This is a genomic window from Acetobacter sp., from assembly GCF_022483985.1.
Taxonomy (GTDB): Bacteria; Pseudomonadota; Alphaproteobacteria; order Acetobacterales; family Acetobacteraceae; genus Acetobacter.
The window spans coordinates 2519623-2536765 of sequence record NZ_JAKVME010000001.1; the positions used below are offsets into that span (position 1 = coordinate 2519623).

Here is a 17143-nt window from a genome sequence, read left to right on the forward strand (position 1 = left end):
TCGAGCAACTTTATCCAACCAGACGATTTCGTCTGATCGAATGTTGCTCTAAGGCACGTTCTTCTCCAGCTCCTCCAGCCAGACCCGGGCATTCCCGTCAGAAGGGGCACGCCAATCTCCACGAGGCGACAGGGAACCGCCCGCCACCACCTTGGGACCATTTGGCATGGCGGAGCGCTTGAACTGACTGCTCGTGAAGAAGCGTTGGAGAAACACGGCCAGCCAGTGCCTGATGGTCGGCAGATCGTAAGCCATGCGCTCATCTTCGGGGAAACCCGGCGGCCACGCTCCACTCTCCGCCTCCCTCCAGGCATGCCACGCGAGAAAGGCAATCTTCGACGGACGAAAACCGTAGCGCAGGACGTGAAACAGCGAGAAATCATGCAGCGCGTAGGGACCGATGGTGGCCTCCGTGCTCTGGACCGCGCCGTCTTCGCCGGGAGGAACCAGTTCAGGTGAGATTTCCGTCGCAAGGATCGACTTCAGAATCTCCACGGTCTCCGGGCTGAACTGGCCGGACGACATGAACCAGCGGATCAGATGCTGGATCAACGTCTTTGGCAGGCCCGCATTGACGTTGTAATGCGCCATCTGGTCGCCCACCCCGTAGGTGCACCAGCCCAGCGCCAGTTCGGACAGGTCGCCGGTGCCCAACACGATGCCACCACGCTGGTTGGCCAGACGGAACAGGAAGTCGGTCCGCAGACCAGCCTGCACGTTCTCGAAGGTAACGTCATAAACCGGCTCACCACGCCCATACGGGTGGCCGATCTGTTTCAGCATCAGTTCCGAGGCCGGACGAATATCGATTTCATCAGCGGTCACCCCCAGCGCCCGCATCAGGGCATGGGCGTTGCTCTTCGTCGCATCGCTGGTGCCGAAACCCGGCATGGTGAAGGCAAGCACGGCATCCCGCTTCAGACCCAGCTCATCCGCCACCCGGACAGCGATAAGCAGGGCCTGAGTCGAATCGAGCCCTCCCGAAACACCGATCACCATCTTCCGCGCACCCGTGGCCGCAAGGCGCGTCCGGAGCGCCGAGACCTGAATGGTGCAGGCTTCATAGCAGTCCTGCGCCAGTCCAGCCGGGTCCGCCGGAACGAACGGGAAGCGCGGCACCTCGCGCATCAGGCCGAAATCGGAAGCAGGCGGTGTGAAGGTCCGGACGATCCGCCGCCACATCCCTCCATCTTCCTCAGCCGCCGCGTTGGCCGCGAAGGACGTCATCCGCATCCGCTCCTGACGCAGCAGATCAAGGTCGATATCCACCAGCACATGCCGCGCTCCACTCGGAAAACGGTCACTGGCTTTCAGCAGACGACCATTCTCGAAGATGGAGACCTGACCGTCCCACGCCACATCGGTCGTGGATTCTCCTTCGCCCGCCGCCGCGTAGAGATAGGCCGCATGACAGCGATCTGACTGGGAACGGCAGAGCCTGTCCCGCTCCTCCGCCTTCCCGACCGTGATGTCGCTGGCCGAAAGATTGGCCAGAACGGTTGCTCCGGCAAGCGCCGCACGGGTGCTGGGCGGCAGAGGCACCCACAGATCCTCACAGATCTCCACACCGACGCAGAAGCCGGGAATATCGCCTGCCTCGAACAGCAGATCCGTGCCGAACGGCGTCTCCCCACCGGCAAGGCGGATCGTGTCTCCAACAATGCCCGCGCCGGGGGTGAACTGCCGGGCTTCATAGAACTCGCGATAGTTGGGAAGATAGGATTTGGGCACGACACCCAGAATCTCACCGCGATGAATGGCGATGGCGCAGTTATAGAGTGCGTCACGGTGACGCAGCGGCGCGCCGATCAGGATGAGGGGAAGAAACGTGCTGGTCGCACGCGCAATCTCCGCCACCGCCTCTTCAACCGCGTCCAGAAGCACATCCTGCTGGCGAAGGTCGTCAATGGCGTAACCGGAAAGCCCCAATTCGGGGAACACGGCCAGCACCGCTCCCTGTTCCGAGCAGACCGACACACATTCGACGATACGGGCAGCGTTCAGACGCGGGTCGGCGAGCCCGACGGGCAGGGTGCAGGCGGCAACACGGGCGAAGCCGTGTTTGTAAAGGGAGTGGAAGTCCCGCATGGGTGCCTCACGCAATCCGGAAGATATCAGGTCATCATTCTATAGGCGGAGCGGGAGGCGCAGGCCAAACAGCTTCTTGTGTGAGCAGGTTACGGGTTCTGCGGCGGCTCCGGACAGCAGAACGGTTTTCCGCAGACGGTCCGGCGGACAACAGACAGCCTCCCTATCCGGAGAAAATGTCCACATACTTGGCAGAGCGCCGCAGGAAAGCTATGCAGTCTCCCCTTGCGTCCGCGCCTGATATCATGGGATGCGGCTGACCGTTTTGTTTTTTCTGTGCGGAGTTGAGCATGAGCTGGCTGACCAAATATGTCCGCCCCAAGATTCGGGGACTGCTCAAGCGCGACGTTCCGGACAATCTCTGGACCAACTGCACATCCTGCCATCAGATGGTTCTGGTGAAGGAACTGCAGCGCACCCTGAATGTCTGCCCGCACTGCGGCTTTCACATGAAAGTTCCGGTGGCCGAGCGTTTCGAGTGGACATTTGACGCCGGCAGCTACACGCGCATCGAACTGCCAAAGGTGCCCGTCGATCCGCTCGGCTTTCGTGACCAGAAGCGTTACACGGACCGTCTGAAGGACGCGCGCGCCAAATCCGGTCTTGATGAGTCGCTGGCGGTCGCCCACGGCAGGATCACCGGCTATCCGGCGGTCGTCGCAGTCATGGCGTATGAATTCATGGCTGGCACCATGGGCACTGCCCTGGGCGAGGCGTTCATCGCAGCCGCCCGTCTGGCCATCCTTCAGCGCTCTCCGCTGGTCATCTTCACCGCTTCCGGCGGCGCGCGCATGCAGGAAGGCATTCTCAGTCTGATGCAGATGCCCCGCACGACGGTTGCCGTGCAGATGCTCAAGGATGCCGGACTACCCTACATCGTCGTGCTGACAGACCCGACGACCGGCGGCGTTTCCGCGTCCTTCGCCATGCTGGGTGACGTGCAGATCGCCGAACCCAAGGCGCTGATCGGTTTCGCCGGACCGCGCGTGATCGAGGATACAGTCCGCGAGAAGCTGCCGGAAGGCTTCCAGCGTTCCGAATATCTGCTCGAACACGGCATGCTGGACATGGTCGTCGAGCGCAAGAACCTGCGTGAAACCCTTGGTCGCGTGATCGGTCTGCTGACCGCAGCACCTTCGGGCGATGTCTTCACGGAGACCCTGCCCGATCCGGAAGAACCCGGCTCTGAAGAGAATCCGCTGCCCGTAAACTGAGCGGGAAACGGCTTCTCCAGCTCCTCCTCACGGGGTGAGACGCATGTGTCTCACCCCGATCCGATATGGCGGCCCACGCCTCTCCGGCGCCTGGCCCGGAGTGTGAAACTGCATGACCGACACGCCTTCACCCCGCCAGCCTGCGCTTGGAGCGGAGTTCACGGGCCGGACCGGAACTGTTCTGGAACGGCTGAACCGACTCTATCCGGCCCTGATCGACCTGTCTCTGGGACGCCTCGAAGCCCTTCTGGGCAGACTCGGTCACCCCGAACGACACCTCCCTCCCGTCATCCATGTCGCCGGAACCAACGGCAAGGGCAGCACCTGCGCCAATCTGCGCGCCATCGGTGAGACGGCGGGCTGGCGTGTGCATGTCATGACCTCGCCCCATCTGGTGGATGTGACGGAGCGGTTCCGCGTCGCGGGCCAGTTGGTCAGCGAGGAAGAGCTGGTCGCCACGCTGGAAGAGATCGAACGGGTGAACGATGGTGAGCCGATCACCGTGTTTGAGGTGCTGACAGCCGCCGGATTCCTACTGTTCTCACGGCACCCTGCCGAACTGGCCATCATCGAGGTCGGGCTGGGTGGCCGCTTTGACGCCACGAATGTTCTGACCCGTCCAGCCGCCTGCGCCATCACCGCCATCTCGATGGATCATGAAGCCTTCCTCGGCAGTACTCTCGCCGCCATCGCGGGCGAAAAGGCAGGCATCATCAAACCGAGCGCGCCCGTTGTCACCGGACGCCAGCCTCAGGCGGTGCGGGATGTCGTGCAGGCGGAAGCCGACGCCCAAAACGCGCCTCTCCTGCTGCGGGACCGTGACTGGGAGCTGACGCGCAGCGAGGATGGAGCCTCACTGCTTTACAAGGACGCCAAGGGCGTTCTGACGCTCCCTCTCCCTGCCCTCACCGGCGCGCATCAGGACGACAACGCCGGACTCGCCGTGGCGACCCTCCGCGCCAGTGGGCTTGATCTGCCTGACTCGGCATGGGCGGGAATCGCACACACACGCTGGCCCGCACGCCTTCAGAAACTCGAAGGCGCGCTTGCCGCCCAGCTTCCGTCCGGATGGGAGCTGTGGCTGGATGGCGGGCACAATCCCGGCGCAGGCGAAGCGCTGGTGCCCGTGCTTGAACACTGGTCTGATCGACCGCTGCATATTCTGGTCGGCATGAAGCAGACCAAGGACGCGTCAGGTTTCCTTTCGCCCCTTCTCGATCACGCTACCTCCGTTCACGCGGTTGCGGAACCGGACCAGCATCTGGCGCTCCCTGTGGAAGCCATCGTGGAAGCCTCCCGTGGACGCGCGCAGCCCGGGCCCGACATTGCCACCGCACTCACCAGACTGTCCGGGAGACCGGAAAAGACGGCGCGCGTCCTGATCTGCGGCAGCCTTTATCTGGCTGGAGTTGTGTTGAAAAAAGACGGATGGCACGCTGAATAGATGATTTCGTAAGGGGTCGTTAACCGTCTCGCCTTAGGAGAAACACAGATACTGTTTCTCATCCGAGCGAGGCGCCCTTGCGCAAGATTCTCCTGTGTCTGGGCTTTTCCATGATGGCTCTGTCTGCATCCCGACAGGCTCACGCCCAGTTCGCTCCCGAGCACAGTGCGTCCTATCTGGATGCACGACGGGATTCCGAACTGCGCCACCAGACCCTCGCACGGATGCTGATGACCATGAACATGGATCCGGGTGATGAAGGCGTGGTCGATACATCGCCCCTCACCCAGTATCACATGCCAACCCATCGTTTCGAGCCGGAAGAAAGCTTACAGCTTCCCCGTCATCGTTCCCTGCCCGATGACACGCACAGCTATCATCCCGGCGGCTCCTATGTAGCCGCGTCCCATATCCCGGCCGTCGTTCAGGTCAACAGGGAAATCGGGCTTTCCGTGACGGGGGCCTGGAGCAACTACAAGGAAAAGCTCCCGTGGCAGGGCGCCAGCACCGGATATGACCGGGAGATCGGCTGGGTGCCGGGATTCCAGCTTGATGTGGCCGACATGTTCGACATGTACGAAATCGACCATGTCTTTCTTGCCGCCCACTTCGCGCTTGGCGATGGAAATGTTGCCTACAAGGGTTCAGCCTATAATCGGTTGGGCGATGTCTGGCCCCTCAACAGCACCTCACACCGCATGACCACCGACAGCCGGATCGAAATCGGCAAGGGCCTGATGGTCAATGACCGCTTCATGATCACCCCCACGATCGTCGGTGGTTACTGGTCATGGAACCGTGATATCCAGTCATCCGGCGGTGTCCCGAAAAGCTCTGAAGCGTATGGCGGGTTTCTCGCTGGCATTCAGGTACGCCTCGACTACGCCCTTACCAACGCATTCGTCCTCAGAGGTCGGCTTGCGTGGACGGAGCTGCTGGACTCCCGCATGGACGCAGCCGGCACAAGGGGCACTTTCCACCTTCGTCCCCGTCCGCAATGGACGGCGGCTCTCGATTTCGATTATCGTATTGCCCGTTCGCTTCACTTGATCGGTGGCGTACAATATACATATTATTCGTTCGGTCGCAGTCAGCTTGTCGATCAGCACGATGGTTTCTATGCGCTCGAACCCAGCAGCTGGACCAACGGCGCGACCCTTCATTCCGGACTCGCTTACGGATTCTGATATGCTTTCTTGCTGAATATTATCCTGTCTTATGAAGCGAGACAGACAGCGCACCGGCCTGAGTTTCTGCTGACTGATGTAAGTATTTACGACGAACTTATAAAAGCACCATTCCCTCATCAAGAGATGAGATGATTCTAATTCCCGCTTCTGTCTGACGAGATCTCAAAATCAAGACCTGATAGTATTATGCTTTCTTTCTCTCCTCTCATGAAAGAGATGCAATCCCTCTCAGGGACGGTTAAGCAGCCATAAAGGCGCGTGAGACCGAGGAACATTGCTTCATGAGTCTGGAATATTCTGAACTGACAATCATTTCCGTCCACTGACGCGATATTTCATCTATGATCACAGACAAAGACACGCATCCTGAATGACCTTTTCCGCAATCCCCGCGGAGCACGGCGCAGAATCACCGAGAGTCATTTCCAAAAGATATAATTTTTAAAACACCCTTTAAAAAAGGGAATGAATTACAATCAAGACCATCATAAAGAGCATTGATATATGAGCGATACGTCCACGGTCATTCCCCTGATTACGCCTGCCTATACATTAACGGGACCCGCCTCCCTGTCCGTGGGTTCCAAAGCCATCTTCCGCGTGACACCTACAGCGGGCACGATACTGTCGGCTCCTCTGGTCATTACCCCGGCATGCACGCTGGCCGGCGCTTTTACGCCCACAACAGTTACCCTGCCTGTCGGCTCCACCAGCACTGTCACATTCACATTCACACCGACAGAAGCAGGCTCAGGAACCCTGAGCACGACAAACTCTGCCAGTCTGACCGATCCCATCGCTCTTTCCGTCTTCTCGATCGCTCTTTCCAATATATTCACCACCTACACGCTGACAGGAACCACCAGCCTGACAGCAGGCGTTGCGTCCACCTATACCATCACTCCCGGAGCCGGATCGCCCGCATCACAGGCGATTACAATCACTCCCCTCTGCTCACTGGCCGGTATTTTTTCACCAGCAGTCGTTTCTCTACCGGCGGGCTCCACCAGCGCTGTCACATTGACCTTCACTCCAACGGCAAGCGGTGTGGGAACCCTCAGCACGAGCAGCAACGGCGCCCTGACTGATCCGGGAGACCTGTTTATAACAGTATCCTCCACACAGACGCCTTTTACGAAATACTCCCTGTCAGGCCCACAGGCCCTGACAGTCGGTTCAGCCGCCACCTACACAGTCACACCCGGAAGCGGCACGGCGAATACGGCAGGGATTACAATCGTTCCCAGTTGTACACTGGCAGGAACATTCTTTCCGCAGACCAATACCATCCCCGCCGGGTCAACAGCACCCTTGACCTTCACATTTACGCCTTCCGTTGCGGGAACAGGCAGTTTTACCGTTACCAACTCCGCCGCACTGAGTAACCCGCCAGCATTCACCGTTACCGCCATGGCGTTCAGCACCGCCTATACGCTGACGGTCGACTCTTCAGCGTTTCTCTTTTCTCCCGGAAACTGGACCGGCGATGGAGGACGAGAAGGCTCCCTCTGGCGCAGCACATGGAATCCGGGAGCATGGTTTCAAGTCTCATGGCTGGCTTCGGCAACGCCAACAGCCACACTCCACCTTGGACCTGAAAATACCGGTGCATATATAACATATTTTCTCAACGGTGCTGCCACCCGGGATATTGCGGCGAAAACCGACCTCACGCTTTCCAACATCTTGCCGGGACAGATCAATCGACTGGAAGCCTTCCTGACACGGACGCCCAATGCGGACCGCTGGAACAGGGGAGGCAACTGCCTCACCATCAGCGGCATGACGATAGATCCAGCCTCCTCAGCCGCCTCTATCGTCGCGACACGACTATGGGGCAAGCTGGTGGGAGATGATACGACGGAGGGTGTATCGGCTGACGATGGTAGCGACAACATGCTGTCATCCTATGCATATTTCCTGTTGCGTGGCATGGAAGCAGCGGGATACCGGACCTGCGTATCGGCCTGTACTGGCTCAGGCTACATCACGGCTGGCGACAGCACGCAGGATGTTCCGGCGTTTTACTCGGTCACAGGATCAGCCAACGGCCTCGGTGGAGAGTATAGCGACAAAAAAAGTCGCTGGAATCTCATTGATTCCGGCATCTCGGCCCTCGATAGCGATGGGCGTCTCAGTGCCTACGGTGATATCGGGACACCTCCGTCATGGATTGCCTTCAATCTTCTGTCCCGTGACGCACTGGCCTACGCCAACCAGTCTGACGCGCAGGCTGCGATGACGCAGTCTCTTGCTGCGCACAGAACTGCCGCACCTGACGCATGGCTGTTCGCCATCATGCCATTCGGCTTCCACTATGCCACGACATACAGCGCGACATGGCCGCAGATTTTTACAAATGCCATCACTAACTACAGACTTGCCAATCCGGATGATGACAGGGTGGTCGTTGTGGACGCCGGGACCAGTCTTGCCGTTCTTCTGGAATCCAACCGCGACTGGTACACGACAACCGATGGCAGCCAACTCCTTGAAACAGGACAGGCAATCTTTGCCTCTGTTGTCTCAAGCGCCATGCTCAGCAGCATGACAATCCACAATGAAAGAACATACACTTACTACTGACCAAGCCATTTTATGAATTATGCGATCGGCATAGCTGACTGCTCTTTGTGGAAGGTCGATACGGGTTCTGCCCACTCCCGCAAGGGACCGCAGACCCTTTGATCCCAATCTGTTGTAACCGAAACAGTTACCAAAAACGCGCCTTCGCCGGGGTTCGTGGCAGCCCCCGTCAAAAAAGATCAGACAGAAAGGTTTCTGGCATCCTTGTGAATTTATAACTGTTTTTCAAACAACCCATCATCACGAAAAAAGGTGTTCCATTCACATGGAACACCTTTTCTGTCACGTCAGAAAACTGAACACTGACTTCAGACTGCGAGAACCTTCTCAAGAAGATCCAGACCTTCGTTCAGCAGTTCATCACTGATGGTCAGAGGCGGCAGCAGACGAACCGTCTCGCCGAGTACGCCACAGGACAGAACGATCAGACCCGCTTCTGCCGCACGTGCGCAGATATCACCCGCACCACCGGCTTTCACCTCATCAGAGCCACGTGCGCTGAGCACATCGAAACCAACCATCGCGCCAAGACCATGCGCCTTGCCGATCGGTGTCAGATCACTCCGTTCGGCCCAGCCCGCAATGCGCCTGCTGATCGTCGCGCCAATATGCTCGGCACGGGCACAGAGCTTTTCTTTTTCGATCACATCCAGCACAGCAAGACCCGCAGCACAGGCCAGCGGAGAACCACCATACGTGCCACCCAGACCGCCCGGACGGACAGCGTCCATGATGTCTGCGCGACCAACGACACCGGATAGCGGGAACCCGCCACCAAGAGCCTTGGCGACTGAAATCAGATCAGGCTTCACACCCGAATGCTGGATGCCGAACAGCTTGCCTGTACGGGCAAAACCGGTCTGGACCTCATCCGCGATCAGCAGGATGCCGTGCTTCGTGCAACGCTCACGCAGACCTTCGAGCAGCTCCTTCGGGCTCACCCGGAAACCACCCTCACCCTGCACCGGCTCAATGATGATCGCAGCCACGCGGGACGGATCAACATCGGCGGCGAACATCAGGTCAAGCGCATTGAGGCTGTCCGCAACCGAAACACCACGAGCGGGGAACGGCACATGGAACACATCGCCCGGCATAGAGCCGAACTGCGTCTTGTAGGGGTTCACCTTGCCGGTCATGGCAGAAGCAAGCAGCGTGCGTCCGTGGAAACCGCCAGTGAAGGCGATCACACCTGACCGACCCGTAGCAGCGCGAGCGATCTTCACGGCATTTTCGGTCGCTTCCGCACCCGTCGTGAAGAAAATGCTTTTCGCAGGGCCTTCCAGAGGGGCGACAGCATTCAGACGCTCTGCAAGAGCCACATAATTCTCATACGGCGCAACCTGAAAACCCGTATGGCTGAAACGCTCCAGTTGTTCCTGCACAGCCTGGATAACGGCCGGATGACGGTGGCCGACATTGACCACAGCAATACCTGCTGCAAAGTCAATATAGCGACGCCCTTCGACATCCCACAGTTCAGCGCCCAGAGCCCGATCCGCATAAATAGCGGTTGCCGAGCCAACACCAACAGGTACGGCTGCCGCACGACGAGCCGACAGATCCTTGTTGCTCTTGCCTGTACTCACGTTTCTTTCCCTATCCAAAAAAGCTGCCCGACCGGCTCTGCCTGACATCAAAAATCAAGGTATCCCGACAAGCGCAGTGACATGACTGGAGCGCAACGCATGCGCCGCACTCCACATAATCCCTCTTCCAGCACTCTTCCACCCGTCAGGGAAGAAAAGTATTTGACTGCACACCACCCATTCACCAGCCCGCAACACGATCCGTTCGCTGCAACGCCATATCCATGAAATACTGCGCCGGAGCAGCCAGCGGCAGACCGCGTCGCCACATCACCAGCAAATCGGCCGCCGGAAGCTCCTCCTGAACCGGACGGGATTCTATCTTCTCCCCTTCAAGCGACCAGGGACGGTAAATCAGTTGCGGCAACAGGGCGATACCATGCCCGGCTGCCACCAGACTCCGCACGGCTTCAATGGACGTCGACCGGAAACAGGATGTCGACTGAAACGAAAACTTCTCAAAGACCGCCGTCATTCTGCTTTCAAGAACATCCGCTGCAAGCGTGATGAAAGGCTCCTGATCCAGTTGCTTCAAACTGACCTGCTTCTCCTGCGCAAGAGGATGACCATGAGACAGCCAGACGTGATGAGGGGAAACTCCCATCACATGCGCGCCGCACGCGCTGGGGATCGAACTGCCGAGACGCAGCATCACGGCAAGGTCAAGCTCTCCACTGACCAGCATGTGATCCAGATAGTCCGACTGTTCCTCTACCAGTATCACCTCCACCTTCGGAAAAGCCCGCCGGAATCGTGTCAGAAGATCGGGCAGGACATAGCCCGCCACAACCTGTGTCACACCAAGAGTGAGCCTGCCGACGAGAGCTTCTTCATCCTCGTCCTTCATGCTCTGGGCGTCGGCCACACTGTCAAGAATACGCTGCACGCGCTGGAAAAACTGCTGCCCACGACGGGTCAGAACAACACCCCGCGCATGACGGTCAAACAGCCGGAATCCCATCTCCGCCTCGAGATCACGCAGCGCTTCCGTCACCGTTGATTGAGACACCAGCAGCACCATGGCCGCGCCGGAAATCGAACCGACTTCCGCGACAGACACAAAATAGCGAAGCTGGCGTAATGTCAGCGCCATAACACACCTTTTCCCTCACGGAAGCAGGGTGAAACTGATGAGAATTCACCCCAGGACGAATGATGTTTTCCGGAGCGTTTCACCTGTCACCCGGCAGCTTCAACCAGCATCCGGAGACACACAGAGCCCCCGTCAGCCTCCTCGCCGTCATGGGCCTGTCCTGCGCGCATATCCCCCCATACGACCTACTCCCTGGATGCGGAAGCAGCCAGTTTCTGACCAATAATGATCGGCAGGATCGTAACAGCGACAACAGCGAACACCACAACATTCACTTCCGGCATATGCTGGCCCAGACGAATGGCGCCGAAGATCCACAGTGGCAGGGTCGTTTCAGAACCGGACGTGAAGGTCGAGACAATCACTTCATCGAAGGACAGCGCGAACGCAAGCAGCATTCCCGACACAATCGCACCGCTCAAAAGAGGCAGTGTGACACTGACAAAACCCCGGAAAGGGGTCGCGCCCATATCCTGTGCCGCTTCCAGCAGCGAACGGGGAAGCCGCCGAAGCCGCGCCATGACATTGCTGTAAATCACCACCGTACAGAACGTCGTATGCGCAATCACCAGCGTCATCATCGTGAAGGGAATTTCCAGCGCGGTGAAGAAACTGTTCATCGCGATGCCGGTCAGCACACCCGGCAGCGCAATGGGAAGCGTGAGAAAGAATGAACCTATCTGAACAGCACGCGAGGAAAGACCATTCATCCCCACAGCCGCCAGCGTTCCAAGCACGGACGCAAACAGGGTCGCCAGACCCGCCACCTCCAGAGACACAAGAAGAGCGCTTCTCACTTCTTCGTCCGCCCACGTGGCGTAGAACCATTTCAGTGAAAAGGAATGGATGGGCCAGACCTGCACGGACGACGCATCGAACGCGAACACCAGCACAATCAGCAGCGGCAGGAGCAGAAACGCCAGCACCGCAGATGCAGCGCCCCAGAGAGCAACATTACGCATCGAACCACTCATGCTCCGTCAAACGCCCCGAACTGGCGGGCCAGCAACATATAAGCCGCGACCACAACAAGAAGAATCATGGAATAGGCTGCTGCAAACGGAATATTTCCCGATACACCGACATTCGAATAGACCACGTTGCCGATAAATTCAGAACCGGCCCCTCCGACCAGCATCGGCGTGACATACTCACCCAGCGTGACGGCAAAGGTGAACACTGATCCGGCCGCCATACCGGGAATGGCGAGAGGAAAGATCACGGTCCGAAACGTCTGAAACGGTGTGGCGCCCATATCCCCAGCCGCATCAGGCAAAGAGGCCGGAATACGTTCCAGAGCTGAAACCAGCGGCATCAGCATGAAAGGCAGCCAGAGATAGGTGAACACGATCCATAAAGCGACGTTCGTGAAAGCGAATGACTGCTCCGGCAATCCTGCCGTCCGCAGAAACCAGTTCAGCACACCGTCATGACCAAGGATCAGCCGCCAGGAATAAATCCGCGCCAGCATGCTCGACCAGAGCGGCAGCGCCACCAGCACCAGCAGAACCAGTTTCATACGTGGCCCAACCTTGCGGGCAATAACGTAGGCCAGTGGCCACGCAAGGATGATGTCCGTAATCGTGACCAGCACCGCAATACCGATCGTCCGCTCCGCAATGACACGGTAGGTGCTATCCGTGACGAGGATACGGAAATTGTCCAGCGTCCACTCGTGGAGTATTTCGCCGGACATTGAATCGACCTGCCAGAAGGCCGAAAGCAGCAGGGCGAACAGACTGCCCAGATAAAAAACTGTCAGCCATCCGAACGGAGGTAACAGGAGGGCTGCATGCCCCAGAAGCTTCCGGCCGCCCGTCATTACTGTTTGACCTGCTGCCAGGCACGCTGCCATGCGGCATAATCAAGACAGTTGTTCTGACCATTTCCACACTGCTTGACTGGTGTTTTCCAGAATTTGATGGTCGAGAAATATGCCGCTGAGGCGTCAGCATGATACTGCTTGCATGAACCGGGCTGCATCGTATCCATCTCGGCGCAGGCCTTGGTGTTAGCAGGCGTCTCGCCAAAGGACAGCGCCTGCTGGGCCTGAACCTTCGGCGTCATCACATGGTTGATCCAGAGATAGGCACAGTTCGGATGCTCCGCATGAGTGCTGATCATCCACGTATCAGCCCAACCGGTGGCTCCTTCAGTCGGGATGGTGTCCTGCACAGGCACATTAGCAGCCCGCAGCGTGTTGGCCTGATATGGCCATGCCGCACCGACCTGAGCATCACCGCTCTTGAACAGATCGACTTCATCTGACGCCAGCGCCCAGTATTTCTTGACCAGAGGGCGCTGTTCTTTCAGCAGCGACACGACCGCGTCCATCTGCGGCTGTGTCAGCTCATAAGGATCAGTGATGCCCAGTTCCGGCTTGGTGTGCGACAGATACAGCGCCGCATCCGCAATCTGGATCGGGTTGTCCGGAACCGTGATCACACCCGCATGAGCCTTGTCATAAATGACAGACCAGCTTGTCGGAGCCGTCGTGATCGTTTTCGTGTTCCACATGAGGACATTCGGCCCCCACTCATAGGAAATGCCGTAATGAACACCCTTCACCGTGTTGAAGGAAGGCTCCTTCAGTTCCGGCATCAGATCGCCATAAGCCGGGATGAGGCTGATATTCACCGGCTGCACGTTCTTGCCGAAGATCAGCCGGAGCGCTGCGTCGCCGGATGCCGAGACAACGTCAAATCCCTTGCCGCCGCCCATGCGGGTCAGCGCCACCATTTCATCGGACGAGCCGACATATTTGCGATGGACCTTGCACCCTGACTGCTGTTCAAACGGCTTGACCCAGACGTCGTCCGCGTAGCCTTCCCAGGCAACGACATTCAGATCTCCCTCGCCCTTCCCAACGGAAGTCGGCAGATCCGCCGCCTGCGCCTGCGCCATCATCGCGGTGCAACAGGTCGCCAGAAGCAATGCACTGAAACCCTTCATGGTCGTCATCCTTTCTTCCTGAAAACACAAGACATTCCGAAAACCTCCTTACGATGAAAGAGGGTAGGCAGACTCTTTCGACCATACAGCCCGGACGGCCATATTCTCACTCAACCCACGCGCCTGACGGGACGGCACCATGGCGGTGACACCCATGTCACCGTCAGTCGCAGTCACACGACAGCGTGTGACTGGACCGAGATAGGAAATTTCATGAACAAGACCGGACAAACCAGCTTCATGGTCTGTCAGAACGTAATCCTGCGGCTCCAGCCTTATATCTTCTGGTCTCAGCAGAATCTCGCCCCCCTCTTCACTCAGGATATTGGATGATCCGATAAAACGGGCCACAAAACTGCTCGCGGGCCGTTCATACAGCTCTTCCGGCGTACCGATCTGTTCAATCACACCTTCCGAAAACACCGCGATACGATCACTCATGCTCAGCGCCTCCTCCTGATCATGCGTGACGTAAACAAAGGTTATTCCCGTCTGTTTCTGAATTCTCTTCAGTTCCACCTGCATCTCGCGACGCAATTTCAAATCCAGAGCGCCCAGCGGCTCATCAAGCAGGATCAGGGAGGGTTCATTCACCAATGCCCGCGCCAGCGCCACACGCTGCCTTTGTCCACCCGAAAGCTGGGAAGGACGACGATCCCCGACCGCTTCCAGATGCACCATGGCCAGCGCCTTTGTGGCCCGCTCTGATCGTTCGGCCTTCGCCACCCCCCTGATCTTCATGCCGTAGGCGACATTGTCCAGAAGACTCATATGCGGAAACAACGCATAGTCCTGAAACATCGTGTTGACATCACGCCTGTACGGAGGAAGGCCTGTAACCTTGTTGCCGCCGAGAAAAACCTCTCCGGAGTCCGGCAACTCAAATCCGCCGATCAGACGCAGGGTGGTGGTCTTTCCGGAACCTGACGGACCAAGCATGGTAAAGAACTCGCCACGCCGGATGGCCAGATCGATGCCTTTCAGGACCGGCCTGCCGTGCCCGTAGGATTTCGTCAGGGCCGTCAGACTGACTGCTGGCATATGCAGGGAAGGCTCATCCGTCATTATTGTCAGTTCCATTTTACCATGACATGCCGCGATACCGTGTAGTCCTCGATGGATCCGAGACTCATGTCCTTGCCGTAACCGGAGTTCCGGAATCCCCCATGCGGCATTTCATTGATCAGCATGAAATGTGTGTTGACCCATGTGCATCCGTACCGAAGGCGTGATGCAGCTTCCATGCCGCGACTGATATTTCCGGTCCAGACGGAAGAAGCCAGTCCATAGGCGGACCCGTTCACATTTTCGATGACGGCATCCATGTCACGGCAGCGTGTCACGGAGACAACCGGACCGAAGACCTCTCGTTCGACAATCTCATCTCCCGGAAGCGCGCCGGCGATTACGGTGGGTTTGTAAAAATACCCACGACCTTCAACCATGCTTCCGCCCGTCGTGATCTCGACATGAGGTAAATCCGCGGCACGTTCAACAAAAGCCGCCACACGGGAACGCTGCCGCACGGAAATCAGAGGTGGAATCTCGTTTCTTGTATCATCTGAGTTTCCAAAAGAAATTTTTTCGACCGATGCGGTAAGATCGGCAACCAGACGGTCATAGACCTTCTCGTCCGCATAAACCCTGCATGCAGCCGTGCAGTCCTGTCCCGCATTATAATATCCAAAGGTGCGGACACCCTGCACGACAGCATCGATGTCGGCATCATCATAGACAATGACAGGAGCCTTCCCGCCCAGTTCCAGATGCGTGCGTTTCACGGAACGGGCCGCGGCGGCAATGACCTTCCTTCCTGTCGCAATGTCTCCGGTGAGCGAGACCATGGCGACATCCGGATGATCCAGAAGCTGCTGCCCGACAGAATTACCTCTTCCCAGAACGATATTGACCACGCCAGCGGGCATTATCTCTGCAAAAATTGTTCCAAGATGCAGGATTGTAAAAGGCGTGTTCTCGGAAGGCTTGATGACACAGCTATTACCGGCGGCGAGCGCCGGAGCCAGCTTCCATGTCGCCAGCAGCAGGGGATAGTTCCAGGGGGCGATACAGGCCACCACACCCACCGGGGCGCGTCGCAACATGGATGTGTGCCCCGCCAGATACTCTCCCGCGATAGGACCGCTCAGGTTTCTTGCCGCCGCCGCGAAAAAACGGAAGCAGTCGACAATGGCCGGAATTTCATCACTCACGATCAGATGACGAGGCTTGCCTGTATTTCTGGCTTCCAGCTCTGCCAACATTTCCGCGTCCCGCTCAATGGCGTCCGCCACCCTGAGCAGGCGCATGGAACGTTCGGCCGGTGTCGTCATGGACCAGACCGGAAAGGCTTCAGCAGCCGCCAGCACGGCTGCATCAACCTGTTCCGTCGATGCGCTCGCCAGTTCCATGATGACCTCGCCCGTCATCGGCGCAAAGAGTGTTTCCTTCTCTCCTGCACCTTCGACAAAGACCGCGCCAATCAGCATTCTGGTCAGCACCATGTACACCCTTTACGTCAGCAGATCACTGGCAATCCATCTGATGTCCAAACCGTGGCATACGTTACGATACCAAACCAATAGATAATGCCCATAAACAACATCGGGAAAACCGATATTAACTTAATATTTTGATATAAAACGATTATTTATTCATTATCATTTTATTTCCTATAGTATTTTTCTCTTTTTTCGATAAAACCGCCATCAGGAATCCTTGATCAATCCATTTTATCGGCAATATCCCGCTGGCACCGTTCTTCCATCACTTTTTTCACGATACCTTCGACAGCATGCAGCATAGCAGTTCCCTGACACACAGCCGCTTCCTCCACCGCAGCAGATACACAAGACAGTGCATTGCACTATACGACAACCATGCTCGACGGCAGGAACAGCCTCACCTGCATCTCCGCGAAGAAGGGAGGAGAATCATAAAGTTGCGATGAAATTTATTACCCTCATGGCTTTTCCGCTCCCATCCATTAT

12 protein-coding genes are annotated in these 17143 nt (G+C 57.7%); 4 read left to right on the plus strand and 8 right to left on the minus strand.

Going from position 1 to position 17143, the window contains the following annotated elements:
* Positions 1-48 precede the first annotated feature (48 nt).
* Positions 49-2088 carry an NAD(+) synthase gene (locus tag LKE90_RS11145; RefSeq protein ID WP_291493386.1) on the minus strand — a complete coding sequence of 680 codons (2040 nt, stop codon included), beginning with the start codon at positions 2086-2088 and terminating at the stop codon, positions 49-51.
* Between the two features lie 290 nt (positions 2089-2378).
* Between LKE90_RS11145 and accD the strand changes: the two genes are divergently transcribed.
* The 4 genes from accD (at position 2379) to LKE90_RS11165 (ending at position 8522) form a co-directional block, all read left to right on the plus strand.
* A complete protein-coding gene (accD, locus tag LKE90_RS11150; protein ID WP_291493388.1) occupies positions 2379-3302 on the plus strand; it encodes an acetyl-CoA carboxylase, carboxyltransferase subunit beta in 924 nt (307 codons plus the stop codon).
* A 112-nt stretch (positions 3303-3414) separates the two neighbouring features.
* Positions 3415-4746: a bifunctional folylpolyglutamate synthase/dihydrofolate synthase gene (locus LKE90_RS11155; protein ID WP_291493390.1), complete on the plus strand. Its 1332-nt coding sequence runs from the start codon at positions 3415-3417 to the stop codon at positions 4744-4746.
* A 77-nt stretch (positions 4747-4823) separates the two neighbouring features.
* Positions 4824-5933: a hypothetical protein gene (locus tag LKE90_RS11160; protein ID WP_291493392.1), complete on the plus strand. Its 1110-nt coding sequence runs from the start codon at positions 4824-4826 to the stop codon at positions 5931-5933.
* A gap of 507 nt (positions 5934-6440) precedes the next feature.
* Positions 6441-8522: a hypothetical protein gene (locus LKE90_RS11165; protein WP_291493394.1), complete on the plus strand. Its 2082-nt coding sequence runs from the start codon at positions 6441-6443 to the stop codon at positions 8520-8522.
* Between the two features lie 308 nt (positions 8523-8830).
* Here the strand turns inward: LKE90_RS11165 and gabT are convergent, their stop codons facing one another.
* The 7 genes from gabT to LKE90_RS11200 form a co-directional block, all read right to left on the minus strand.
* Entirely contained in the window at positions 8831-10111 is a 1281-nt protein-coding gene (gene gabT / locus LKE90_RS11170) for a 4-aminobutyrate--2-oxoglutarate transaminase (protein WP_291493396.1), read from the minus strand.
* Between the two features lie 181 nt (positions 10112-10292).
* Positions 10293-11204, minus strand: a complete 912-nt coding sequence (locus tag LKE90_RS11175) for a LysR family transcriptional regulator (protein ID WP_291493397.1) — start codon at positions 11202-11204, stop codon at positions 10293-10295.
* Between the two features lie 185 nt (positions 11205-11389).
* Positions 11390-12166, minus strand: coding sequence for an ABC transporter permease (locus LKE90_RS11180; RefSeq protein ID WP_291501010.1), 777 nt, complete (start codon positions 12164-12166; stop codon positions 11390-11392).
* Between the two features lie 8 nt (positions 12167-12174).
* Positions 12175-13026, minus strand: coding sequence for an ABC transporter permease (locus tag LKE90_RS11185; protein ID WP_291493401.1), 852 nt, complete (start codon positions 13024-13026; stop codon positions 12175-12177).
* Positions 13026-14156 carry an ABC transporter substrate-binding protein gene (locus LKE90_RS11190; protein WP_291501464.1) on the minus strand — a complete coding sequence of 377 codons (1131 nt, stop codon included), beginning with the start codon at positions 14154-14156 and terminating at the stop codon, positions 13026-13028. Before LKE90_RS11190 ends, LKE90_RS11185 begins: the two co-directional genes overlap by 1 nt.
* Before the next feature lie 48 nt (positions 14157-14204).
* Positions 14205-15221, minus strand: a complete 1017-nt coding sequence (locus tag LKE90_RS11195) for an ABC transporter ATP-binding protein (protein WP_291493405.1) — start codon at positions 15219-15221, stop codon at positions 14205-14207.
* 5 nt (positions 15222-15226) lie between these two features.
* A complete protein-coding gene (locus LKE90_RS11200) occupies positions 15227-16654 on the minus strand; it encodes a gamma-aminobutyraldehyde dehydrogenase (protein ID WP_291493546.1) in 1428 nt (475 codons plus the stop codon).
* Between the last annotated feature and the right edge of the window lie 489 nt (positions 16655-17143).